Origin of the sequence: Martinezella hainanensis, assembly GCF_900094555.1 — a bacterium.
GTDB classification, from domain to species: Bacteria; Pseudomonadota; Alphaproteobacteria; order Rhizobiales; family Rhizobiaceae; genus Rhizobium; species Rhizobium hainanense.
Map to the genome: position 1 here is coordinate 157,452 of NZ_FMAC01000011.1, position 15,633 is coordinate 173,084.

General features: G+C 57.2%; 15 protein-coding genes. 10 read left to right on the forward strand and 5 right to left on the reverse strand.

Features of this window, described 5'->3' with window-relative positions:
* Nucleotides 1-428 precede the first annotated feature (428 nt).
* The gene (locus GA0061100_RS27705; protein ID WP_075856068.1) at nt 429-1,643 is read right to left on the reverse strand and encodes a pyridoxal phosphate-dependent aminotransferase; all 1,215 of its coding nucleotides are present in this window, start codon (nt 1,641-1,643) and stop codon (nt 429-431) included.
* Between the two features lie 112 nt (nt 1,644-1,755).
* Here GA0061100_RS27705 and GA0061100_RS27710 point away from each other — a divergent pair, with 112 nt between their 5' ends.
* From GA0061100_RS27710 to GA0061100_RS27750, 8 genes are all read left to right on the forward strand, one after another.
* A complete protein-coding gene (locus GA0061100_RS27710; protein WP_075856069.1) occupies nt 1,756-2,625 on the forward strand; it encodes a LysR family transcriptional regulator in 870 nt (289 codons plus the stop codon).
* 187 nt (nt 2,626-2,812) lie between these two features.
* A complete protein-coding gene (locus GA0061100_RS27715; protein ID WP_075856097.1) occupies nt 2,813-3,580 on the forward strand; it encodes an aspartate dehydrogenase domain-containing protein in 768 nt (255 codons plus the stop codon).
* Nucleotides 3,581-3,858: 278 nt separating this feature from the next.
* Nucleotides 3,859-4,242: a helix-turn-helix domain-containing protein gene (locus GA0061100_RS27720; RefSeq protein WP_075856070.1), complete on the forward strand. Its 384-nt coding sequence runs from the start codon at nt 3,859-3,861 to the stop codon at nt 4,240-4,242.
* A 9-nt stretch (nt 4,243-4,251) separates the two neighbouring features.
* Nucleotides 4,252-6,060: a hypothetical protein gene (locus GA0061100_RS27725; RefSeq protein ID WP_075856071.1), complete on the forward strand. Its 1,809-nt coding sequence runs from the start codon at nt 4,252-4,254 to the stop codon at nt 6,058-6,060.
* A 245-nt stretch (nt 6,061-6,305) separates the two neighbouring features.
* Entirely contained in the window at nt 6,306-7,478 is a 1,173-nt protein-coding gene (locus tag GA0061100_RS27735; protein ID WP_075856073.1) for a YcaO-like family protein, read from the forward strand.
* On the forward strand, nt 7,475-8,170 hold the full coding sequence (locus GA0061100_RS27740; protein WP_075856074.1) for a TfuA-like protein: 696 nt from the start codon (nt 7,475-7,477) through the stop codon (nt 8,168-8,170). Before GA0061100_RS27735 ends, GA0061100_RS27740 begins: the two co-directional genes overlap by 4 nt.
* 115 nt (nt 8,171-8,285) lie before the next feature.
* A complete protein-coding gene (locus tag GA0061100_RS27745) occupies nt 8,286-8,507 on the forward strand; it encodes a hypothetical protein (RefSeq protein WP_075856075.1) in 222 nt (73 codons plus the stop codon).
* Between the two features lie 518 nt (nt 8,508-9,025).
* The gene (locus GA0061100_RS27750) at nt 9,026-9,316 is read left to right on the forward strand and encodes a hypothetical protein (protein WP_143525548.1); all 291 of its coding nucleotides are present in this window, start codon (nt 9,026-9,028) and stop codon (nt 9,314-9,316) included.
* Between the two features lie 284 nt (nt 9,317-9,600).
* On the opposite strand, the gene GA0061100_RS27755 is transcribed toward GA0061100_RS27750, so the two are convergent.
* The 4 genes from GA0061100_RS27755 to GA0061100_RS27770 all read right to left on the reverse strand — a co-directional run bounded on the left by GA0061100_RS27755 (nt 9,601) and on the right by GA0061100_RS27770 (nt 14,967).
* A complete protein-coding gene (locus tag GA0061100_RS27755; RefSeq protein ID WP_075856077.1) occupies nt 9,601-9,972 on the reverse strand; it encodes a hypothetical protein in 372 nt (123 codons plus the stop codon).
* A gap of 53 nt (nt 9,973-10,025) precedes the next feature.
* Nucleotides 10,026-11,675 carry a M48 family metalloprotease gene (locus GA0061100_RS27760; RefSeq protein ID WP_244557968.1) on the reverse strand — a complete coding sequence of 550 codons (1,650 nt, stop codon included), beginning with the start codon at nt 11,673-11,675 and terminating at the stop codon, nt 10,026-10,028.
* Nucleotides 11,676-11,980: 305 nt separating this feature from the next.
* Nucleotides 11,981-14,017 carry a DUF4034 domain-containing protein gene (locus GA0061100_RS27765; protein ID WP_075856098.1) on the reverse strand — a complete coding sequence of 679 codons (2,037 nt, stop codon included), beginning with the start codon at nt 14,015-14,017 and terminating at the stop codon, nt 11,981-11,983.
* A 326-nt stretch (nt 14,018-14,343) separates the two neighbouring features.
* A complete protein-coding gene (locus GA0061100_RS27770) occupies nt 14,344-14,967 on the reverse strand; it encodes a lysozyme inhibitor LprI family protein (protein ID WP_075856078.1) in 624 nt (207 codons plus the stop codon).
* A gap of 83 nt (nt 14,968-15,050) precedes the next feature.
* Here GA0061100_RS27770 and GA0061100_RS27775 point away from each other — a divergent pair, with 83 nt between their 5' ends.
* Nucleotides 15,051-15,197 carry an SRPBCC domain-containing protein gene (locus GA0061100_RS27775; RefSeq protein WP_342196526.1) on the forward strand — a complete coding sequence of 49 codons (147 nt, stop codon included), beginning with the start codon at nt 15,051-15,053 and terminating at the stop codon, nt 15,195-15,197.
* A 148-nt stretch (nt 15,198-15,345) separates the two neighbouring features.
* Nucleotides 15,346-15,633: helix-turn-helix domain-containing protein (locus tag GA0061100_RS27780; protein ID WP_143525549.1), on the forward strand; the 288-nt coding region annotated here is incomplete at its 3' end.

Below are 15,633 nucleotides of genomic sequence, written 5' to 3' on the forward strand. Positions count from 1 at the left end.
CGATTTAAAAAAGTGCGCGATCGAATTTCGATTGCGGCACGGGGCTCGCGGCCCATGTTGTTGACTCGATATCAGCAAGAAGGAAGCTCTCGATGAGCGCATACGTATCGGCTATTGGCCAAGTCGGCCACGGCAATTCTGCCCCGGCGGATGTCTGCAAGATCGGGTATCGCAATGTCGATCGAATGACCAAATTTCAGCTGTCTTGATTCCGTCAGGCACCCGGTGCGGCACCTACCAGTTCAGGATATACTTACAGTCTGAAGACGGAACTTCCTCCAATGCCCAAGGGGGTGAGTTTCTAGCCGAAGCAGGCAATTTGGTCTGCCGCAACGCGTTGTCGTAGTGGTTCAGCAAGATGAAACGATCCCGCTTTGCGCTGGAAAATAGGAATTATTCCATACGACAACCGCATTGCGGAGCCCGTTTCATGCACGATATCGATCGACAAGCGAGACGAGACGTTCCACCGCTGCGACTGCGGCGGCGTGGTCCTGAGAGAAGTTCAGGCGCACGCTGCTGTCGCAGAAGGGGCTGAACTCGGTGCCAGGCGTTACGATGACGCTCGCCTGCAGCCGGAGGATTCGCACGAAATCCTTGCCGCTTACGGCAAGAGGCGGCAATTGCGGGAAGATATAGCTCCCTGCCTCGGTGGTACGAGCCTGAATGCCCTTGGTCGCGCGGAATAGCCTGAGGAGGTCATCGCGAATGGCCTGATGTTGACGCACGCGCTGATCCATCCAGCCTTCCGGTTCGTTGAACCAAGTCCGGAATACCGCCTGACTATACCCGCCGGCGCGCAACGATACGATCGCCTGCAGTTTTTCCATCCGGTTGATGATCGCCTTCGAGCCGAAAGCGACGCCCAGGCGGTAACCGCTCAGCGACTCGGTCTTCGACGGACCCATGATGGTGATCACGTTTTCCGCGTCGATGGCTTCCGCGCGTAGATGTGCATAGTCGATGCCAGAATAGAGCAGTCGCGAATAAAGCTGGTCGACGATGACGGTCGCGCCATAGCGGCTGGCCAGCGATGCGATCGTCTTGATCTCATCGCGCGAATAAACGACGCCAGCCGGGTTGTTCGGGTTGGAAAACAGGAAAACTTTTGCACCAGCCGCAAAAGCATCTTCCAGTTGACCGAGATCGAGGCCCGCACGACCCTCGGCATTCAGGTAATCCATCTGAATGGGCATCATATGGCCCTCGCAGAATTCCACCAGCTTGCGGTTGGCGAAATAATCCGGCTGCACCACCGCAACCTTGTCGCCATGCGCGACGGTGGAGGCAACGGCGAGGAACAGCGCGCCTTGCGTGCCGGGTGTCAGAATCATGCCGTCGGCGGCATCGATCGGGGCGCCCGTGAAACTTGCAAGACTGGGCGCAAGCTGCTCGCGGATCGAGAGATCACCGCGGTATTCGGTATAGGCCTGCCTGCCGCCAGCCTCGACACCTGTGGTGAAGACCTCGAAAGAGCCCGGTGTCGGCGTAAACGCATCGACGTCGCCATGGGAAAAATCGACCTCACGCCCCGCGATCTGTTCGCCGCGCAGCAAAGCTTCGATACCGCCGACCTGCTGCCGCACTTCCTGGCCTGGCGCGGCATCGGTGCCCATGCGCTCGAACTTGGCTTGAATAGTCATTGAAACTCCCTTCATCGGCGCGAAAGCCGCAAAACTGGAACGTTACGGTACCTTGGTTTTGAAGCAATAAAATATGCTTGCCAGTTTATTCAGAAGATAGAAAATATATCTTATGGATACGAAATTCCTCGAAAGCTTCCTTATCGTCGCCGAATGTGGATCGGTTGCCGAAGCCGCACGGCGCTTGAATATGACGCCGGCGGCAGTCGCTCAGCGCATAAGGGCGCTGGAGACGGAGCTCGGGCAGGCATTGGTTTCTCGTGTCGGACGCACGGTCCGGCCCACGGCCGCCGGTCTTGCCGTGCAACGCCACGGACCGGCGCTTGTGCGCACGGCGCGAGACCTGCGAGCAATAGCCGCAGGCGATCTCCCGAGCGGGCAACTTCGCCTCGGAGCGACGGCGACGGCCATGACCGGCCTCATCCCGCAAATTACGGCGACCCTGAGCGAGCGCTTCCGGCAGATCGACTATTTCCTTCAGCCCGGCTCATCCGTGAACCTCTATCATGCGGTTTTGTCGGGTGAGCTGGATGCCGCCCTCATCATCGAGCCGCAATTCCCGATTCCGAAAGCATTCGGCTGGTCGACCATCCGGCGCGAACCTTTGGTCTTGTTGGCGCCCGCGGAGCTGGAAATTCACGATTTGCATCTGACGCTTACACAGCAGCCCTTTATTCGCTACGACCGCAATCAGTGGGGTGGCCAGATCGTCGATCGTTACCTCCGCCGTCATGCCATCAGCGTGCGCGAATGGGCGGAACTGGATGCGCTAGATGCAATTGCGGCGCTGGTCAGTCGCGGACTGGGCGTCGCGCTTGTTCCCGACTGGGCTCCGCCGTGGCCAGAGGGTCTGCGTCTGCAAAAATATCGAATGGAAGATGGCGAACTTCGCAATATGGGTGTGCTGTGGGCGAATTCCGGCCCACGGATTGCTGCCATTCGCGCTTTTGTCGAGGCCTGCGAAGGGTTCTCCAAAACTTGAATGACGGCTGTTTTGAGGTTTCAACCGTACCGGTGCGGCGCGGTAGTGATGTTTTGAAGTACCTTTCGCTTGGCGCCCGAGGCCTAGGAGATGTCGAGGTGCGGTTGCCGGGGCGTTGAACCCAAATCGCCAAGGCATCGCGACGAACGTCGAGGCCACGGCGTCAGAAATCTATGTAGGGGGAATAATGAAATATAGAACCATAGGAATTATTGGCGCAGGCGTGATCGGCAGGAGCCTGTTCGACTATATCAGTAGTCTGGAAGGGGTCGAGATCGCTTATGTTCTCGTATCCGACAAGAACAAACATGCGCAGAATGCCTCCATGGCTGCCTTCGTCACGGATGATGCCGATCATGCGCTCGATCGGAAGGCGGACCTTGTACTCGAATCCGCGACACCGGCTCTTCTGAGCACGCTGGGACCGGATATCCTTGCCCATTCGGACCTCTGCGGTTTCAGTTGCTCGGCGCTCGCGGATCGCGCTGTGGAAGCGGCGATACATGCGGCAGCCAGCAAGAGCGGACGGCGTTTCTTCGTCCCGCACGGTGCCGTACTCGGTCTCGATGGTCTGTGCGACGGCCGCGAACAAATCGAAAAGGTTGTGATAACCACGACGAAAAGCGGTGCGAGTCTTGGTCAGCCGGCCGATGCCAGGGGAACGCTCTTCGATGGTTCGACCCGCGAGGCCTGCATCAGGTTTCCGCGCAACGTCAATGTCCATGCTGCCGTTGCGTTTGCGGGCATCGGTTTCGACCGCACCCGCAGCATCGTTGTCGCCGATCCCGATACCAAGGCGATGCGGCACCATATAGCGGTTTCCGGCAGGGGTCTCGAATGGGATATTTCGGTGAGTTCGCAGTCGCTCGGCGGGGTGACCGGCTCTTATACCCCGGCTTCGGCCATCGGATCGCTGAAGCGAATTCTCGGCGACGATGTTTTCGCCAACGCCTAATGTTGCAAGGCAGCCGAGAACGGCTGTCTTGCAGAATTTAAAGATATGAGAGGGGGGAGGAGCCAGCTCGGCGGTGCCTCTCCTAAAGTGCGATACGGCAGATAAGATGATCGTCGATGTGGTTGCAGCCGTGAAGGACGATCTTGCTATGTTCTTGATACGGTGATCGGAAACTTCCTGCCACTGTGTATAATTGGCTTTGAGTACATTGCTGGAAGATTGTGAATCCAAGGGAAACCTGCGAACATGAAGGCAGTTTCTCTTCTGGCGGTTCCCTGATGGACAAAAAAACCGATGCGATCGATGTCGAAGTTGGATTACGCATCCGGTTGCGCCGGGAGGAATTGTCAATTGCGCAGAATGTACTGGCCGAGAAGCTCCGCATAAGCCCTCAGCAGCTCGATAAATGCGAATGCGGCGTCGAAAAAATCAGTGCTGGCCGCCTGCTGCGCATTTCAGAAATCCTCGATGTACCGGTCATGTTTTTCTTCGAAAGTGCATCGGACGACGCCTATCCCTCCAGGGAGGCGCTGGCTGATTTTCGACTTGCGAAGCATCATAAGGCCGTTCTGCGGACAGCCTTATCCGGGATCGAGGACAAGCGGTTGCGAGCGAAGATCCTGGCTTTCGTGCAATCATCAGAACCCGACAACGAGCGCTGACCCGGCAAGATGACATATCATTTAACGACACTCGGCAGCTGCGCCCTTTATGACGACAAGGGCGATCGCGTGAGTGTGCCAAAGCAGGCGCTGCTCATGCTTGCCTATCTCTACGATTGCCGACAGTCGATACCGCGCAAGGACCTGGCTGCTTTTCTCTGGTCCGGCAATCTCCAGGCCGCCGGCGCCAATCTGAGGTCGACGCTGCTGCGTTTGGCGACTGCGACGCCCAAATCCGCCAAGCCGCTGATTGGCGACGTCGCTGCAAATATCGTTTTGAATTTCGAGGCGTTGCGGTGCGATCTCGAAACTATAGACAGCACCTCCGGCGTTGCCAGGCTCGGCGCGCTTACCGATGCCGTCGCCAAGAATTTTCTACCCGCCTACGGCAGTGGTTCCACGGCCGTGGCCGTCTGGGTACGAGACGTGCGGGCGCGACTTGCAGGAGAGTTGCGAGCCGAATTCTTCAAGACACTGAACGAACCCTCTTCACCCCAATATCGTGGTGAATTGAAGCGCGCAGCCATGCTCCTGCTGGATCGGGATCATACCGATGATGAGGTCAGGATAGCGCTTGGCGAAAGAATCACCTCCTACATCCAGGTGATAGGTGAAACGAAAGATCCGAATTCAAGTCATCCGGCTGAAGATTCGCTTCCGATCGCCGCCGACAACCAGATGCCGCGCATTGCGCTGCTTCCCCCTGAGACGCTCGAGGATTCGGAGAGCGCCGGATCGGTCGCCAATGCAGTCATCGAAGACCTGACGATCAGTCTTTGCGTCGATCGAAGCGTATCCGTCGTCGCTCCTTACACCGCCGAGCAGATTCGCTCGTCCAAGGACAAGGCCGGCCTTCTCAGGCAGCATAATGTCGTCTACGCGCTCGATACGAAGAGGACGGGCGACAGCCTTTTCGCGCAGCTGATTTTCATGCCGCGCGACGAAATCGTCTGGGCAACGCGCGTTCAATTGGATAGCGCGGCCATAACGGAGCATCGCAACGAGATCGCCACAGCGATCCAGCGCTCCATCATCGAGCGTGTAGGCGCCTTCCATCACATCGTTTCCGATTTCAGCTGCAAGCCTCAGGCCTATTTTGCCTATCTTGAGGGCGTGCAATGCCTGTCTCGATTGAGCCTTCAGAATGTCCGTCGCGCGCGCAAGCATTTCAAGGAAGCGCTCGAGTACGAGCGCGGCTTTGCCGCGGCACTTGCCGGCATCGCCAGAACGTTGACGATGGAATGGGTTCTGACGGCCCGCGGCGACGGCGACCTGTTGCAGCAAGCTGAAAAAATGGCGGCCGAGGCGATCAGCGATGACAATCAGTTCGCCGGAGGCTTTAAGGAAATCGGCGTCGCCCGGCTCTATCGCGGAAATATCGACGGTAGCCTCGAGGCATTGTCGAATGCCGAGGACCTCAGTCCGCATTATGCAGATGTGATCTGCAGCCACGCCGACAGCCTCACCCACGGCGCCAATCCGAAAGCGGCATTGGCGAAGGTTGCAACGGCTCTTGATCTCAATCCGCTGGCTCCGGACTACTATTATTGGACCGCAGCGGGAGCCAGCTATTTCCTTGGGGAATACACCGAAGCATTAACCTATCTGGACAGGATGAGAGATCCGGTACCGGCAAGCAGGCTTGCGGCGGCAAGCTGGGCAATGCTGGGGGATCTCGCCAAGGCTAAGACCTATCGTCTGCGCGCTTTGCGCGACAATCCGAATTTCGATCTTGAGGCATGGCTCTCCATGATTCCAAACAAGGAAAAGTGGCAGACGGAGCATTACAGGGAAGGCCTGTTGAAGGCCGGTTTTTGAGAGGAAGAAATTATGGCAGGCGCAGTTCTGATTGGGATTAAGGGTGAAGCAGGGCTTTGGCTGGTTGACCTCGAAAAGGGGACTGTCGTTCGATACACGCGGCGACTGTCGGGTGATCTGGCGAAAGCTGCATCCTGGCGGGCCAAAGGGGTCAGAGTGGAGAAAGATGTCGATTTTGCCGTGGCGTTAAAGTCGATAAGCTCCGCGGCCTCAGGCCTTTATGAGGGCTAGGCGCTCGTTCATCCGTGTCGAACAACTTTAGGGCGTGCCCTCCTGGCGAAACCCTGTCGAGGGTTTCGCCTCATCTGGGACGGCTTGGCATAACTCGTGTTGGCTGCCAGACCGAGCTCGATCGCATAGGCATTCCCGTTTGGTGTGCCTATGCTCCGAACTCCAGGGCGATCGTCATTGCTCAGGGCAAAGGCCTTGACGATATCTCCGCGAAGACATCCGCGGTGATGGAAGCGATCGAGCGATCGGTCGCGACCCGGCCCTACTGTTCAGCGTTGATGGCAAGTCAGGATGATCTTGCCGCAAGCGGCCATGCGATGGATGGCCTGGACGATCTGCTGGCGATTGGCGTGCAACCGCTAGAAACCACGGAACAGATCAGATGGTCTCAAGCCCGCGATCTGGCGAACAACGCCTCGATATTCGTACCTTTCGAGGCCATTCATCTTGACCGGACGCATGTCAGCCCACGATTTTGGGTGTCATCGGACGGATTGGCGTCCGGCAACAATTGGCACGAGGCAGTCCTGCACGGGTTGCTGGAGCGGGTAGAGCGAGATGCTTGTGTCCTCTGGAATGTCAGCGAGCCAGAGTATCGCTATGAGCGCCGGATAGATCCGCATAGCATCGAAGATGAGGGTATTCGCGAGATGCTCGAGAAGATTTTCTCGGCGGATTTCGATATCGCCCTCTTCGATGTGACGAGCGATCTCTCTGTTGCCTCCGTCGCCGCGTTGCTGCGGCCGAAAGGGGATGACAATTCGCTGAGATATGTCGACTTGACCATGGGGGCAGGCGCATCCTTGTCCCCCGATGTGGCCGCAGCCCGGGCAATTTCCGAGGCCGTACAATCGCGGATGACATTCATTGCCGGCGCCAGAGACGATCTTGTCCCGGAGCTCTTCTCACGCCGCGCCGACCCCGCCCACCTGCAGTCGTTCCAGGCGCGATGCACGACGAACCTCAACGAACTGCCGACGATGCCAGCCAAGTCTGCGCAAGATGCGCTCGACCACCTTGTCGAGACCTTGTCGGAATGCGGTATCGACCAGCTTTATGCAATCGAGCTGGCACCTGAATGGTTGCCGGCATCGGTGGCAAAGGTCTTCGCGCCACAACTCGAACATCCGGACGGCGACCGCCGAATTCGTCTCGGCAGCCGGGCACTGTCAAAGGGTTTCCTGTGAAAGTGATCTTCGTCGGTCCGAGCCTGCCCGATGCTGAAGCGTTCGCCGACGACACGATGGTCATACGGCCGCCGGCATGCCAGGGCGATGTTGTGAGAGCTCTTGAGGATGGCGCGACTGCCGTCGGCCTTATCGACGGCCTGTTCGAGTTCGTCGCACCGGTTTGGCACAAGGAGCTGCTCTTTGCTCTGTCCCGCGGCGTTCCCGTGTTTGGGGCAGCCAGCATGGGAGCGCTCCGCGCGGTTGAGTGTCAGGCTTTCGGCATGGTCGGTGTTGGCAGGATATTCGGTGACTATACCTCAGGGCTCCGGGAGGATGATGCTGATGTTGCTCTTCTTCACGGCCCAGCGGAATTGGGCTATCCCGCTTTGTCGGTACCACTGGTCAATGTCGATGCCACAATCGAGACTGCAATTGACCAAGCTATTATCGGCAAGGAAGAGGCTCTGCGGCTCTCTCAGGCGGCACGGCGTGTATTTTTCAAGGATCGCACCTGGAGGCGTGTTGCCGAAGCCGCCGATATGGACATGGGGCAGGTGAGGGCTCTCGTCGCAAGAGCATGGACCGACCAGAAACGTCAGGATGCCATAGGGCTGATGGGCGCGATCGCCGAGGCGCCGTCGCGGGCACATATGGCGGACTGGTCTTTCAATGCAACTCCGCTGTGGCGCAAACTGTTTCCGCAACTATAAAGATTTTAAATAATTCTAAAATACAGCCTCTGAGTGCGCAACGCTTTTGCAACGCACCATTTCAATAGAAATATGCCAATCTCCCCTCACGAAATCATTTGTTGGGGCTTTGAGAGTGACTGATTTTGAAGGACAGGAACGCCAGGGAGAGATTTTGGCGCTCGCAAAAATGATGCAATACGCCGGAGGAATCGCGAGTGAACTCGATGCAGCACAGGCCGTATTCCTTATAAAGGCGGCACAGGCTGCTCTGCTTTCGATCTTGGAAACTGAGTTTCCGATGCTGTCCGGCGAGCATTTGAATGAGCTTGTCAGCGACGTGCATGGTCACTGCTAGAGCTCGCTCCGGTCATTCTATTAGCATCGATTGATACATTTCCTTGATATCGCGCTGACACACAGAAACTTCAAGAGAGCCAGCTTGCTTAGAAGAGTACTAACCAGGGCGGGATGGTCCGTGAGAAAAGTAAGCACGACCGAGACAGCAGGCATTGTCGCGGACTTCAAGGAACCTCAAGGGAATATGAGGGTTGAGCTTGTAATATTTGGAGCAATCATCACTGCATGGCTTGCAATTGCCTACAATATCTGCCGTTCGCTGAACTGGCTCTGATCTCTGACTGTGAACAGTCATCGTGAAATGATCCAGATCACGTCTGCAAGACGATCGTTTATCTTGCCTATCGGCGTCGCAATCCCATGCTGTTTCATACTGCCGAGTGTACTGACCAGCCTACAAACTCTATGGGCACAGTCAACGGCGGAAAGAACCTAGGAGAACTCGGCCGGCATAGGCAGTCTCTGCTCATGCCGGGATTACGCGAGATTGCCGGCAGTCTCGCGGTGGAGACGATCATGGAAAGGTTTAAACGCTTCGCACATGGCGCTTTGTCGCAAAGCGAGCTCGAAATCATAAAGCGAGTATTCGACTTGGCTACCGCGCAAAGCTGGTTCGATGATACTCAATACAGTCGAGACGGTTTTGCCGCCGCGCTGGTCGGCCTGTTTCGATGCGGAATGGTTAATCCGGCTCAGCTGGAAAGGATCGCAATGTTTTGGGCATTGAGCGACTTTTCTCAGAACATGTCGGGTACCCAACGGGCTAAACTGAGATCACTCTATGGCCGATGCGAGGTGGAGGGGTAGGCTTTCTATTGAAAGGGCCGAACCTTCGATACTCAAGATACGCAACCGAATGCGAACGGATCATCGTAAAATGATCCCGACTACGCCGGCAAAGCAATCCTTTATCGGCGCGGAAACCGTGTGTCGTTTCGCAAGCAACGTTTCCTGGCAATACGACGTGCAGGGGATGCCAAAACGGCAGCATTTCCCAAAATGCTTGCACTGGCAAACTTCGATAATCGCACTTCGATAATCGTACGAGGCCAGCATTCAAATGCACCTCGTTTCGCATGGAACAACAGCCGCTACTTTTGGTCGAATAGATCACCGCAAGCCTCACAGGCGAAATACATCTCCTGCTTGTTACATTGAACACGGCCGGTAGCGCCTGCCCGGATGTTCCAGTCACAGATTTTTCCGTCCCACCTTAATGTGCCCTCTATGTAACAGGGAGCGAGATCATAATCGTCATGAAGGATTCGGGCATTGATCCGTTTGGCGCGCTTGAAGAATTCCTGAGCCTTAGCAGGGGATAAGTCGACATCGGATTTGCGGCATCGGTCAGGTTCTTCGGAACGAAAGGCCGTGATTTTCAGATCGGCAATCTGCTCACAATGCGCAGCAGCAGACGCACACAACAAGGCGACAGCAGTCAGAGTGATAATTCGGCTATTCATTTGCGTAATCCTGCAATCGCGCCATCCCATCTCTTACCAATGTACCTCAACCATCAATTGGGTCCTGACCCTCCAGTGTCAACGTGTGCGATGAGCGGTTTTTCAACGTTGGCGCGCACGGGCGAAACGGCTCTGCCGGCGTGGGCGATCAGGCTATCGGGTGAACAATAGGCCGGAATATTCTCTGATGGTCCGATAAACACGACGTCCGGATAGATATGCAACCGTGGCAGCAGGCGTTCGAGCAGCCTTTTGCAAGCCGATGCGTTGACGTCCTCTTCGCCGGTCAAACTGCCAACCATCCGCATGAACCAGCCATCATACGCCTCGACATAGAGAAACCATCGGGACGCGTCCGGTATATTCGCTGGCGTGTCACGGCAAAGCCAAACGGAACGCGCATGAGCAAAGAGCGGCTGCAATACGCCATGCAGCAGCGCGACCTCGGACGCCTCCATCCCATGCGGAAAACGATCTCTGAGCGCGGACCGCCTCGCATCCTGGCCGGTCCATAGTTCGTCGGCGACGTGTCGATGGTACTCTGCCGTCGCTCTGTCTCCCGCCCGCAAGCAGAGTTCGCAAAGACGGCGATGAACGGCATAGGCGGAAGCAGGCGAATTTTTGCCGATGCGATGCCACAGGGCTATCGCTCCGCCAACGTCGCCATTCTCCTCAAGATAGTCGGCTCTTAGTTGGAGAAGCGTGGGATCATCGGGTGAATGCCGCAATCCTTGCGCAATTGCCTCCTGGCGCAGGGGGCTTTCTGGATCAAATTTTTCCGCCAGTTGCGCCAGAAACAACCAGTCCCGTTCATCAAACGTCTGCTGCTTGCGACGGTGCAACAGGTTTGCGAATTCGCCATGTTGGCGTGCATACCAGCCTTCTGCATCCTGCCAGGCCTGCGTAGAATTCTCGCGCCAGTGGGCGTCGAGCTGCGCAGCCATGCCGGACGCTTCCTTCCCCAGCCAGTCGGCGGCCGCAGCCTCTTTTTCAAGGTACCAGGGCAGGGGATCGGGAAGCCGGGCTTTCGGGTCGAATCCCGTCGATGCAATACGCTCGAAAAATGCTGGATGCGTGCTGCGGGGGTCCGGGCTCTGACATAGAGCTTCGTGCAGCCAGACCGCCGCCTGTGCGCCATGGCGCGGACGGCTCTCCGCTGGCTCCGCGAGGAGCTGCGTGAACGGCTGCGCCTGCGCAAGTTCCTGCGCGCCGGCTCGCGCGAATATGCTCGGCCAGAACCGGTCGGAGAGGGCTTTCTGCCTTAGAGCCAGCGCAAATTCGGCTTCCAGTGCGAGATCGGCGCCGCACGCTTGAACGGCTTGCGCATCGGCAAACATCTCGCAACGGCGCGAGAACTCCAGCGTTTCTCGCATCATGCGTGGCACGTACCAGGACAGAAACAGCCTGAGCGGCGCGGTGATCAGACGATGGTTGCGTTCATGCAGATCCCCCAACGCCGCCCAGCGCTGGCGCGCCATATAGGCCCAGCGGGCGAAATGTCCGTGCTGGCGAGAGATATGTGCGTATTCATGGGCGATGACCACCGCCGCCTGATCCTTGGTCAAGAGAGCAAGAAGCGGCAGGCCGAGCACGAGGATATGTTTCGACGGACCGGACCGCGACGCAGTCTGGTAGATGGATGCGTTGAGGTCGCCATTGATGTAGACCGCCGTGAAGGCCGGCGCGTCGCAGGCAAGGCGCAACCGTTCAAGGTCGGCGGCAAGAGCCGGAACCTTGGCAGGATCCAACAATATCCCATTCGAAACCGGCGGTGGCGGCGGCACGGCAAGAGCGCGCAGGACCATCAGCCCATAGAAAAACCATGACAGCGACGGCAAGGCGAGCAGCGCCAGCAGTAACGGCGAGGACAGAGAGAAGATCAGCAGGAGAGGCGAGACAACCAGCAACATCCCGGCGAAGAGCAGAAAGGCATCGCCGAAAGCGAGCCAGATCAGGGCTCGCCATCTGCCTTCCTGCGGTGCCGGGAGGAAATTGCTCATCGCGGCGCTTACTTCGGTGGCAGATGCTCTTTTGAAAGCTTCTTCCCAAGGAAGAAGGCCCGCAGTGCCCGCCCGGCCATTTGCCATCCGGTCGATCCATAGACCTGCGTTTCCATCCATTCCATCGTCGAATGATCCGGAAAAAGCTGCTTGAAACGATCGAACCATTGCATGGCGATGAACTCGCTTTTGGGAACGCCGTCGCCATATTTGTATGCCAAAACGACCTCACCATATGCCTCGCCGGCAAGGTGGTCATCCTCATGGGCAATGAAGGATTTCATATGGGCGACGGCCCGTTGCTTTTCTTCTTCGGTTCCGTGTCGGCGATCGACACTTGCAAGCCGGATGATAGCGGGGCCTACGCCGCCTTCCATCGCGCGGAAATAATAGCCACGAACCCGCTCATAATTTTCGCGGATCGTCAGATCGATTTTGTGAACCTTCTCGAGGCGCCAGGCGTAATTGAACATGGAGACAGGCTCACCTTCTTCGACCGAGCGTTCGAGCCAGTGATGCGCTTCCTTGTCGTCAAGAAAGTGGGGCTCCGTATCCGGTCGATAGCCCGTTGTAATATCGTACATGCTTGCCGCTGCCGAATAGACGCGTCTCTCGGCAAATTCGCGCGTGAGATAGGCCGACTGCTCCTGGAAGCCTCCGTCCCATATCATGCGGCAGGCATGCATCGGCGTGAACTCATCGGGTTCATAGAACGGCGCAAGCTCGGCCGCCCGGTCGATCAGCCGCGTGGCGACGGCCGGATCGGCCTCGATCCCCCACATGCCGAACTGCCAGGCGAAGGCGGCCATGGTGAGCATCGTCGGCTCGTCGAAGCGGCGTGCGGCGGTTTGCAGCACGTTTGCATAGGCGCCTTCATCATCCTCGAAATGCTGGATCAGCATCAGGTTGGTGAAATCCCGAAACGCACCGTCCACCCCCGGATAGGTTCGCGGCGGCTTACAATAGCGGATAGATTCGACATGACGCTGATGCGCCAGCTTCCGGTCGGCAAGCGAGTAGTGAGTGAAATTGGCGTATTGCCCCAAAGAGATGAAACGCAGGGGATCGGAGAGATCCCGCGCCAGCCAATTCTTGAATATCTTCTCTCGGGCCGCGATCTCACGCGCGTCGCCTGGCTGTGGATACCCAGGGAGCGTCAATGCATCATGAATGCCAGGCCAGCGGATGGAATTGCGCTCTTGTTCGCTCAATTGTGAACACAAAGGGCCGGTGGCGAATTTTTCGACCTCCCCCTCGGAGCCACCCCATCTCGGGCTCAGATACTGCGCGTAGTCTGCCAGGATGTCCGGCCAGCGCGGTCTGAGCGAAAGACAATAACGCAGCCAGTAATAGCCAGAGTTTTCGATATCTCCTTCCTGCATTGGCGGGAGAGAGGCCGGAAGTGCCGCGGTGAGGATGCCCGGCGGCTTCAATGCATATCTGGCGAGCTGGGCGCATGCCGCTTCATAAAGGTCGGGGTCGAACTCGCCGCGCTGCATGGTTTTTTCAAGCGGCGTCCCGCGAAACAGAGCATCGACGAAATCCGGCTGGCCAAGATACTGGCAGATCTGCATCATGGTTTCAGCGGCCAGTGCGGGACGCTCAGAGAGCGCCATTGCCTTCAAAAGATGCTCGGCCGCGGTGACGCAAGCCATGTGGGCGGCAACCCATTGGTCTTCGCCAACATCCGATGCCCAGGCCGCCGTGCGGATATCGCCGGCCCGGCGAAAATAATGGTGACCGAGAATATATTGCGCATGATAGGAAGCCGGATAGGACTTGGCCCAGTCATTCAGCAATTCAAGCCGCCGGGCAGCGTCCACACTGGCATGGTCAAACAGGCCGGAACTGGTTGCAAGATACAGATAGCGATCATCGGGTACGTCGCCGGCCTGCCACCAAGCCGCTTCAAGCGCAGCCACTAGTCGCTCAACCTCATCGAAGCGCCGCTCAAGCATTGCCTTTCGCAGTTCTTCCTGCTGGCGGAATCGGATCCATTGCGGGCCATCCAGCGGCAAGGGGGACGAGCTTGTGGGAATGTGCATGCGCGGTTCCTTCATGCGTCTAGCGCGGGTCGATTCCAATTCGGCCCAACGGGGTCCCGTCGGAAACCATATCCATGGCCTGACCCGAATCCGGGCCATACGCGCCTGATGTGTAACGCGAATGCACCACGCATTTCAACCACCGGCCGTACTATCGAAAAAGATAGCGAACGAAATGGTCTCATCTTTCAGAATGGGTAGAGGGCTGGCTCGCTATTTTGACGTGGGATGCATCAAGCCATCGAGGATGAACCATCTGTTGCATCGCTCCGCGGCGCCATGACGCGCATTGCGGTGCTACGGCGTTTTGCGCGCAAGCCAGACTGTCATTGTTTACGGTAGATGCCCCGAAAGGTCACACCGTCGGCAAGAAAACAGGAGCCCGCCTGCGACACACGCCAGGTCTTCGCATTGAGGCGATTGAGGCTGAACTTGCACCTGCCTCTGGAAAGCTCGGCGTGTTCTTTCGTCAGCGGGACGACACTTTGGATGCCATCGGCATTGACATTGCCGGCACCCGGGCCGGCATAAACCGAGGAGAGAGTAACTGCGACAAGGCCATCGACCGGCCCGAAGATCGAAAGGCGGCCCTCGTTGCCGTCGCTTCGTTTCAAGGTGAAATCCGTCGACGCGCTTACCACACCCTTCGTATCCAGGATAAAGCTGACCTGATCGTCATAGGCATGCCGGATGCATGTTAGATCGCCGCAGGATTGTACCGTCGCAACCCAGCGCTGCTGCTGGCTGCGGATTTTGTCTGCATCGTCGCGCTTAAGGGCGGAGGCATAGAGGGCCTCCATCATCGTGTCCTGTGCGAGGAGCGATTTGTCCTGACAAATCATGTGGTCGCTTGCCGAAACAGACTTGGCGCAGTCGATGCCGGCGGCTTCGACGGGCGGCGCTATTCCGCCGATGATGATCATTGCCAGGGCAGATAGCGAAATCCTCATGGGACAACTCCATTCTTCCGATGCTCCAGCTAACTATGCCTGGGAGAGGTTTCGTCAAGATCATGTCGCTGCTGGGAGAAATGATGACCATGACCTGGTCCTTGGCGGAAGTTCCGACCGGCACAAGGGTCACCATAATTTGCGAGAATGTGCCTTACGGCATCAGCAGAGAAGATCACGACGAGGGACTGAAATCGGCCCTCGAAAATCTGGCCAACCATCTGGAATAAAAGCTGAAAATTCCTGCCTCGTTGCCGTAGCGGTATCCGGTTTGGTTCCATAATTAAGCTTATGTGATTTTTAGTCGGATAAAGGTACATTCTATTTTCAAGTGCGACATGCCAATGAATTCAATGGCTTCACTTTGGAGATTTTGGCATGTCCCGGTGCTATCAGCAACTCACCCTCGCCGATCGGCGGCGCCTTCATCACCTTGTCGAGCGCAAGGTTCCGGTCAACGAGATGGCCCGCCAACTCGGGCGTCACCGATCGACTATCTATCGTGAGATCAGACGCAATACGTTCCATGACCGTGAGCTTCCCGAATACAGCGGCTACTTCTCGACGGTCGCCGACGACATTGCCAAGGAACGCCGCCGGCGCTTGCGAAAGCTTCGACGCCATCCGCATTTGCGTCGTATGGTCATTGAGAAATTGGAGGCTTAT